The sequence below is a fragment of the Burkholderia sp. genome (genome assembly GCF_018375725.1).
Lineage (GTDB): Bacteria > Pseudomonadota > Gammaproteobacteria > Burkholderiales > Burkholderiaceae > Burkholderia.
The window spans coordinates 1-8,165 of the sequence record NZ_JAHACR010000192.1 but is presented as its reverse complement, the minus strand read 5'-3'; the positions used below and the strand labels follow the sequence as shown (position 1 = coordinate 8,165).

At 63.9% G+C, this 8,165-nt stretch carries 11 protein-coding genes and 1 pseudogene; all 12 read left to right on the top strand.

Translation table 11 applies throughout. The annotated features are described in order from the left end of the window. Positions 1-520, top strand: a pseudogene (locus KH616_RS17685) (hypothetical protein); the annotation flags it as partial. A 1-nt stretch (position 521) separates the two neighbouring features. Further along, complete coding sequence (locus KH616_RS17680; protein ID WP_292248786.1) at positions 522-827, top strand: hypothetical protein; 306 nt, start codon at positions 522-524, stop codon at positions 825-827. 106 nt (positions 828-933) lie between these two features. After that, the gene (locus tag KH616_RS17675; RefSeq protein WP_292248783.1) at positions 934-1,662 is read left to right on the top strand and encodes a hypothetical protein; all 729 of its coding nucleotides are present in this window, start codon (positions 934-936) and stop codon (positions 1,660-1,662) included. Between the two features lie 8 nt (positions 1,663-1,670). Further along, the gene (locus tag KH616_RS17670) at positions 1,671-2,879 is read left to right on the top strand and encodes a P22 phage major capsid protein family protein (protein ID WP_292248780.1); all 1,209 of its coding nucleotides are present in this window, start codon (positions 1,671-1,673) and stop codon (positions 2,877-2,879) included. Between the two features lie 80 nt (positions 2,880-2,959). Then, positions 2,960-3,274, top strand: a complete 315-nt coding sequence (locus KH616_RS17665; RefSeq protein WP_292248777.1) for a hypothetical protein — start codon at positions 2,960-2,962, stop codon at positions 3,272-3,274. Continuing rightward, the gene (locus tag KH616_RS17660) at positions 3,271-3,987 is read left to right on the top strand and encodes a hypothetical protein (protein WP_292248774.1); all 717 of its coding nucleotides are present in this window, start codon (positions 3,271-3,273) and stop codon (positions 3,985-3,987) included. The genes KH616_RS17665 and KH616_RS17660 overlap by 4 nt, the downstream gene beginning before the upstream one ends. After that, positions 3,987-5,411: a packaged DNA stabilization protein gene (locus KH616_RS17655; protein WP_292248771.1), complete on the top strand. Its 1,425-nt coding sequence runs from the start codon at positions 3,987-3,989 to the stop codon at positions 5,409-5,411. Before KH616_RS17660 ends, KH616_RS17655 begins: the two co-directional genes overlap by 1 nt. Further along, the gene (locus KH616_RS17650; protein WP_292248769.1) at positions 5,408-5,827 is read left to right on the top strand and encodes a hypothetical protein; all 420 of its coding nucleotides are present in this window, start codon (positions 5,408-5,410) and stop codon (positions 5,825-5,827) included. Before KH616_RS17655 ends, KH616_RS17650 begins: the two co-directional genes overlap by 4 nt. Next, on the top strand, positions 5,824-6,153 hold the full coding sequence (locus tag KH616_RS17645; RefSeq protein WP_292248766.1) for a hypothetical protein: 330 nt from the start codon (positions 5,824-5,826) through the stop codon (positions 6,151-6,153). Before KH616_RS17650 ends, KH616_RS17645 begins: the two co-directional genes overlap by 4 nt. Next, positions 6,150-6,671, top strand: coding sequence for a hypothetical protein (locus tag KH616_RS17640; protein ID WP_292248763.1), 522 nt, complete (start codon positions 6,150-6,152; stop codon positions 6,669-6,671). Before KH616_RS17645 ends, KH616_RS17640 begins: the two co-directional genes overlap by 4 nt. Then, the gene (locus KH616_RS17635) at positions 6,662-7,426 is read left to right on the top strand and encodes a hypothetical protein (RefSeq protein WP_292248759.1); all 765 of its coding nucleotides are present in this window, start codon (positions 6,662-6,664) and stop codon (positions 7,424-7,426) included. The genes KH616_RS17640 and KH616_RS17635 overlap by 10 nt, the downstream gene beginning before the upstream one ends. Before the next feature lie 2 nt (positions 7,427-7,428). After that, positions 7,429-8,165 (top strand): hypothetical protein (locus KH616_RS17630; RefSeq protein ID WP_292248756.1); only part of this gene is annotated, 737 nt, incomplete at its 3' end.

Genomic DNA, 8,165 nt, shown 5'->3' with positions numbered 1-8,165 from the left:
CCCGAACTACGAGACGCGCCGGCAGGAGGCATTCAACGCCCTGACGCAGATCATGTCGCAGGATCAGGAGCTGATGAAGGTGGCCGGCGACCTGCTGTTCAAGGCCGCGGACTTCCCGATGGCCGACGAGGTCGCGGAGCGTCTGCACCGCACGATCCCGCCGCAGATCCTCGGCGAAGGCCCGACGCCGCAAGAGCAGGACATGCAGCAGAAGATGCAGCAGATGGGGCAGATGATCGAGCACCTCGCGGGCGCGCTTCAGCAGGCACAGCAGGGCCGCGAGCAGCAGGACACGAACATTCGCGCCTATGACGCCGAGACGAAGCGCCTGCAGGCCCTCGGTCAGCCGCTCGATCCCGAACTCGTCGCGCACGTCGCGACGCAGGTCGTGATGCAGATGATGCAGACCGGTGCGCCCGAAGGTGCGCCGCCGGCACCGCCCGATCCGATGCAGCCACAGCAGCAACCCCAGAACCCGCCGAGTGCGGGTTTTTCTTTGCCCGCTCCCCAAGGACAATGACATGAGCTACCCCGGCCTGATTCAGGACGCGTCGAATCCGACGCCGATTAGCGCGCTTTTCATCATCCGCCAGACGCTCACGCCGGCTCAGGTTGCCGCGAACACGACGGCCGAGCAGACGTTCAACGTGCCCGGCCTGCAAGTAGGCGATTCGCTCGACATCAACAAGGCGTCGCACCAGACCGGCCTGTCGATCGGCAATGTCCGCGTATCTGCCGCAAACACGCTCGCAATCCAGTATGTGAACACGACGGCCAGCCCGATTACGCCGACGAGCGAGCAGTACATCATCGGCGGCCAGCGCTAAGCCCCGCTCCGACCACTTTTCCACGAGGCCCGCATCCGAAAGGAGCGGGCCTTTTTCGTTTCCGTACCGGCGCGGCATCACCGGGCCTCAATCCTTGGATACGTCCATGCAAACCGAAGCGAACGCAGTACCGGCACCAGCAGCCGTAACGCCGACGACGGGCACGCCCCCGGAACCGGCGCAACAGCCCGCAGAAACGAGCACGGCCACGGGCACCGAGCAACCCGCAGCAGCATCGACCGAGCAGCCTCAGCAGGACAAGCCCAAGAACGACTGGGTGCAACGGCGCATCGACCAGCTGACGCGGGAGAAGCATGAGGAAAAACGGCAGCGCGAAGCACTCGAAGCGCGCCTGCGCGAGTTCCAGCCGGACGCCACGACGCCCGCGGCGCAGCCGATGACTGCCGACCAGGTCCGCGCGGAAGCGACGCGCCTGATCGCGCAGGAGAAGTTCGATGCGGCCTGCAACAAGGTGTTCGACGCCGGCAAGACCGAGTTTCCGGATTGGGACGCATCGCTGCGCACCTTCCAGATGCTCGGCGGCGCATCGCAGGACTTCCTCGAGGCGGTCACGTCGATGGATGCCGGTCACAAGGTGCTCCATCACCTCGGCCAGAACCCCGAAGAGGCCGAACGTCTGCTATCCCTTCCTCCGCTTCGCATGGCGCTTGAGCTGGCCCGTCTCGAGTCGACGGTCGGCCAAGCGAAACCCGCTCCCGTATCCCAGGCGCCCGCGCCGATCAGCCCCGTGGGGGGCAAGTCCGCACCCGTCGAGCCGCAGGAATTTGCGTCGACGGCGGACTACATCGCCTGGCGCCGCCGCAACCGTTCATGAGGCCATAAATGAGCAATACGCTTCTCACTCCGACCAAGATCCTCGACGAATCGCTGATGATTCTCGAGAACAACCTGTCGTTCACCGCACGCTCGAACCGCGACTACTCCGACGAGTTCGCGGTCAGCGGCGCGAAGATCGGCGCCACCGTCAACGCGCGTAAGCCGAACCGATTCGTCGGTACGACCGGCGCCGCGCTGAACATCGAGAACGTGAACGAAACGTCGGTGCCGATCACGCTGACGACGCAGTTCCACGTCGACTTCACGTTCAGCTCGCAGGAACTGACGCTGATCGTCGACGAGTTCGCGGACCGGTACCTCCGCCCGGCGATGGCGACGATCGCGAACAAGATCGACTTCGACGGCCTCGGTCTCGCATCGAGCGTTGCGAACAACGTCGGCACGGTCGGCACGACGCCGAACGACATCAAGGTGCTGCTCGATGCGGGCGTGAAGCTCGATAACGAGGCGACGCCGCGCGACGGACGCCGCACCGCCGTGTGGGATCCGGCGACCAACGGTTCGATGGTCAAGTCGGCGGCCGGCCTGTTCAATCCGTCCGCGAAGATCGGCGAGCAGTACGAGTCGGGCATCTTCTCGCCGTCCGGCCTCGGCTTCGACATCGGCATGGACCAGAACGTGAACACGTTCACGACCGGCACGCGCACGAACGGCACCGTGTCGGGCGCAGGCCAGACCGGTTCATCGCTGCTCGTCACCGGCCTCGGCGCGGCCGGTACGGTCAAGAAGGGCGACACCTTCACGATCGCAGGCGTGTTCGGCGTGAACCCGCAGAACCGCCAGTCGACCGGCGTGCTGCGCCAATTCACGGTGCTCGCCGATGCGACGGCCGACGGCTCGGGCAATGCGACGCTGTCGATCTTCCCGGCCATCAACACCGCCGCGTCGAACCAGCAATACCAGACGGTCTCGGCCGGCCCGGCGAATGCCGCCGCGGTCACGTGGGACATCGCCGCGTCGACGCAGTACGTCGCGAACCTCGCATACCACCGCGACGCGTTCACGCTGGCGACGGCCGACCTCGAAGACGTCAGCAAGTACGGCGCATGGGGCGCGCGGCGCGTGCACAAGGGCATTTCGATGCGGATCGCGCGGCAATACGCGATCGGCACCGACACCGTCCCGTGCCGGATCGACGTGCTGTACGGCTGGGCGCCGGTCTACAACGAACTGGCCTGCCGCATCGTTCGCTAATGGGCTCGCTGCTTCAACAATCGGCCCCCGCTTCGGCGGGGGCTTTTTCTTCCGGAGGCACCGTGTTCCAGGAATTCCCGATGTGGGTCACAGGCCCGAAAGGCGAGTCGAAGATCGTCGAGACGCAGGAGGCGTTCGAAGCGCTCGGCGAGGGCTGGAAGAAGCCAGCGCGCGCCGACGCCGTACCGCGCGAACAGCAGCCCGATTTCGTCGAGTATCCGAAGTGGGTCGGCGGCGTCATCGTGCACAGCGCAGAGGAAGAAGCCGCGCTTGCACCGGCTGGCGAAGCCGATGACGAGCGGGCGGCGCTGATCCAGATCGCCGAAGAGAAGGGCGTGAAGATCGATAAGCGCTGGTCGAACGACAAGATCCGCGCGGCGCTGGAGGCAGCGTGACGACCGCCGTCGACCTGATCACTCTCGCGCTGAAGGATATCGGCGCGCTGGGTATCGGGCAGTCGATCTCGCCCGACGACACGTCCGATGGCCTCGCCACGCTGAACATGATGCTCGGCCAGTGGCAGGGCGAGCGCCTGAGCGTGTATCACCTCGTCGATACGGCGATTCAGTCGACCGGCGCGCAATCGTACACGGTCGGGCCCGGTGGCGCCTTCAATACGCCGGCGTGGCCCTTCAAGATCAACGCGGCGTATGCGCGCCTGAATCCGGGCAGCCCGAACCCGATCGACTATCCGGTAACGATCATCGCGGCGCGCGAGGACTATTCGCGCATCGCGCTCAAGTCGCTGGTGTCGTTCCCGAGCTATGCGTTCTACGACGCGGCATTCCCGCTCGGCAACCTGTTCATGTTCCCGGTACCGAACAACAGTTTCGAGCTGCACATCGTGACGCTCGAGGCGCTCCCGCAGTTCGTCACGCCGGGCGACGACATCACGCTGCCGCCCGAGTACATGGCCGCGATCCGCTACAACCTCGCGATCTGGCTTTGCGGCTCGTATCAGCTCGATCCCCCTCGGATGGTGGAGAAGCTGGCCGCCAGCACGAAGCGCGTCATCAAGCGCATGAACCTGCAGATCCAGTCGATGAGCATGCCGCGCGGACTCGGGACGAAGCAGCGGTACAACATCTATTCGGATCGGCCGTACTGATGCGCGTCCCTCTCACCCTCGGCGCGTATACCGCGAAGAGCCTGATCGCGGAGGCGCAACGCTGCGTCAACCTGTACGGCGAGCAGAACCCGCAGGATGCGCCCGCGCCGTTCACGTACTACCCGACGCCGGGCCTCACGCTCGTATCGACGCCACCGGCCGCAGGGGAATCGCGCGGCATCTACACCGCGTCGAACGGCGCGCGATTCGAAGTGGTCGGGCCGAACGTCTATGCGGTCGACGCCACCAACAATTACACGCAGCTCGGCACGCTCTCGTCGATCAGCGGGCACGTCTCGATGGTCGACAACGGCACATCGGTCTTCATTGTCGACGGCACAGCGGTCGGCTTCACGATCGCTCTCGCGGGCAACGTCATGACGCAAGTCACCGACCCCGCGTTCTACGGTGCCGACAAGGTCGATTTCGTCGACGGCTACTTCGTATTCAACAAGCCGGGCACGCCGCAGTTCTACGTTTCGCTCTACAACGACATCAAGTTCGATTCGCTCGATATCGCGTCGAAGTCGACCTACTCGGACAACCTCGTGACGCTCGCCGTCATGCACCGCGAGATCTGGCTGTTAGGCGCGCTGACGACGGAAGTATGGTTCAACACGGGAGCGACCGACTTCACGTTCGGCCGCATGCCAGGCGTCTTCATCGAGCACGGTTGCGCTGCGAAGCACTCGGTCGCGAAGATCGACCTCGCGCTCTTCTGGCTTGGTCGCGATCTGCAGGGCCAGGGCGTCGTGTTCGTCGGCAAGAACTACCAGGCTGAGCGCATCTCGACGCACGCGCTCGAGCAGGAATTCAGCACGTACAGCCGGATCGACGATGCGATCGGCTTCTCGTACCTGCAGGGCGGTCACGCGTTCTACGTGCTCACGTTCCCGACGGCGAATCGCACCTGGTGCTTCGACGTGGCGACCGGCCAGTGGCATCAGCGCGCATATCTGGAGGCCGACGGCTCGCTGAGCCGGCACCGGATGAACTGCCATTCGTTCAACGCGGGCCGCAACCTCATCGGCGACTGGCAGACGGGCGCGGTCTACGCGCTCGACCCGAACGCCTACACCGACAACGGCAAGCCGATCCAGCGCATCCGTTCGTTCCCGCACATCCTGGGCGCGGACGGCAATCGCGTGCTGTTCCGACAGTTCATCGCCGACATGGAGGTGGGCGCAGGGATGCCGGACGATGCGACCGATCCGCTCGTGAGCCTGCGCTGGAGCAACGATCGCGGCGCAACGTGGGGCAATCCGATCACGGCGACGATGGGCCGCCGCGGCGAGTTCCTGACGTCGATCCAGTTTCAGCGGCTCGGCTATGCGCGCGATCGCGTGTTCGAGCTGTCGTGGTCAGAGCCGATCCGGACTGCGCTGAACGGCGCATGGGTTGACGTTTCGAGGGTGCGCACGTGAGCACGAACGCCAACATGCCGAATCCTGGCACGCCGATCGTTGGCCCGGACGGACGCCTTGCACCCGAGTGGTTCGCGTTCTTTCTGTCGCTGCTGTCGCGCACGGGTGGCCAGGGTGTACCGGTCGACATCAACTCGCTGCATACCCAGGTCAAGAATCAGGCGGCCGAGATCGGCGAATTGTTAGTGCTCGACAACAGCAACGTGGCCGGCGCGCTCGTCGGCGCGCTGCTCGGGCGCGTCGCGGCGCTCGAGGCTGCGCTGCAGAGCGTTGTGCCTATCCCGCAGCGGCCCGCAGTCGCGCTACCCGAACCCATCGCGGTCGCCGCGCGCGCCGCGGCACAACTCCCCGAACCCGTTCCGGTCGCGCCGCGCGCACCGGATGACGTCCGAAAACTCATCGAGGCAACAACATGAGCGTGAATTGGAAGACCCTCTATCAGGGCGTGCTCGCGGGCGCTGCCGCCGCAGTCTATTCGCCCGGTGCGGCGCTGCAGGGCGCGGCGCACAGCGTGAACCTCTGGAACCCGACGGCGGGCGCCGTGACCGTGAATTTCTACCTCGTCCCGAACGGCGGCACCGCAGCTGATGCGACGCGCATCCATCGCGTGTCGGTCGCGGCCGGCGCCTCGATGATGGTGCCGGAAGTCATCAACACAAAGATCGTGAACCCGTCGGCGCTCTACGCCGACGGCAACGGCGTGACGCTGACGATCACCGGCGCGGAGGCTACGGCATCGTGAGCAACTTCCCGGAAATGAAAATCTCCATCGAGCCTTTCACGCGTGAACTTGCGGATGAGATCGTCCCGCTGGGTCAGCAAAGCTGGGACGAATGTTCGGAGATCAAGAAGGATACATGCGCATATCATGGGCAACGCGGCCTCGCGATCGATCCGGATATCGACCAGTACCTCTATCTGGCAGACCACCATTCTTTGATCGCAATGACGTTGCGCGGCGAGGATGGAGTTTTGAACGGGTATGCGCTGCTTATCCTCTACAAAAGCCTGCACCTGAAAACCGAGTTGTGCGGAAACGTCGATACGTTCTATGTGCAACCTGATCATCGGCGCTCGATGCCGCGGTTCATGTCACATGTCGAGGATGCGCTTCGCGCTCGCGGTGTCAGCATCGTTGGATGGCCAGTCACGCGGACTGGAAAGCTGTACGAAATTCTAGAGCGCCGCGGCTATATCGCCGATGACGTGGTGATGGAGCTCAAGCTCAAAGATCTTCCGCGAGGTGAGACATGTGCGTAGCTGCTGCAATAGCAGGTGGCGCCGTTGCAGGATTGGCGGGCTCAGCAATCAGCGCCGGTGCCGCTAGCGATGCCGCCCAGACTCAGGCCGACGCTGCGAACAACGCAGCCGCGCTTCAAAATAAGCAGTGGCAGCAGACGCAAAAGAATCTGCAGCCCTACATGGATTTGGGGTCGTCATATATCAACCCGCTGAAAGATGCGCTGGCGAATCCGATGTTGACGCAGCGTTTTTCGGCCCCTAGTGCATCGGACGCAGCCGCGACCCCCGGCTATCATTTCACGCTCGACCAAGGTCTGAAGTCGGTGCAGAACAGCGCGGCGGCGCGCGGCCTGGGAACGTCTGGCGCTGCGCTCAAAGGAGCGGCGAATTACGCGACGGGTCTGGCGGATTCGACCTACAACGATGTGTTCAATCGCGCGCTGCAGACGTTCAATACGAACTATTCGAGCGCGGCCAATAATGCCAATCGGTTGCTCGGCGTCGTCGGAAACGGTCAGAACGCTGCGGCAACGAATGGCAGCCTCGGCGCGAATGCCGTCGGCAACATCGGAAATACGCTGACGAGCGGCGCGAACGCTCAGGCGGCCGGTATGGTTGGCTCGGCGAATGCACTGGCCGGCGGCATGAATAGCGTGGCGAATGGCGCGATGACATACGGGCTGCTCAATAACAACGCCCTCGCGAGCGCGACGGCCGCTAACCCGTCATACGGGACCACGGCAGCTGGGAACCCGATCCTCTTCACGGTCTGATCATGGCACTCAATACCTCGATCCCGCTCCAAGCGAAAGCGCCCGAGTTCAACCCGCTGCAGCAGGCGTTGCAGGTCGCGCAGTTTCGTATGATTAACGCGCAAGGAAATGCCTTGCAGCAGCAAATTGGCGCCAACCAAGCTGTTTCTCAATCGATTCAGCGTCATACAGATGCGCAAGGCAATACCGATTGGAGCGGCGTTAAAGGCGATCTCGCGTCAAACCCGGCGGGTGCGTACAACTTGCCGCAGTTGACGAAAAGTCTGATTGAAAACCAGCAAGCTCAAACGACGCTCACGAATACACAACTTGAGCAGTCGATCAAGGTGCAATCAGGTCTTCGGCAGGGCCTCGGCAGTCTGCTCACGAAGCCGGATCTCTCGCCACAGGACGTGATGAATTTTGGGGTGACGCAGCTGCAGGCCGGCGCGATCACGCCGCAGGTCTATCAAGCGGAACTCGCGTCGATGCCGCAGGATCCGCAGCAGTTGCGCGGATGGGTGCAGCAGCACTACATGTCGGCGCTGAACGGCGAGACGCAGCTGAACGCGATGATGCCGAAGTATGCGCAGGTCAACACGGGCCCGGCGACTGTCGCGGTCAACCAGAACCCGCTCGCGGCCGGCGGCGGCGTCGGCACGGTTGGCTATACGGTGCAGAATGGCCTATCGCCGAGCGACGCGCTTGCGCCGGGCATCACGCTCAATCAGGGCGGCCAGCCGGTCAAAGGAGGGATCGT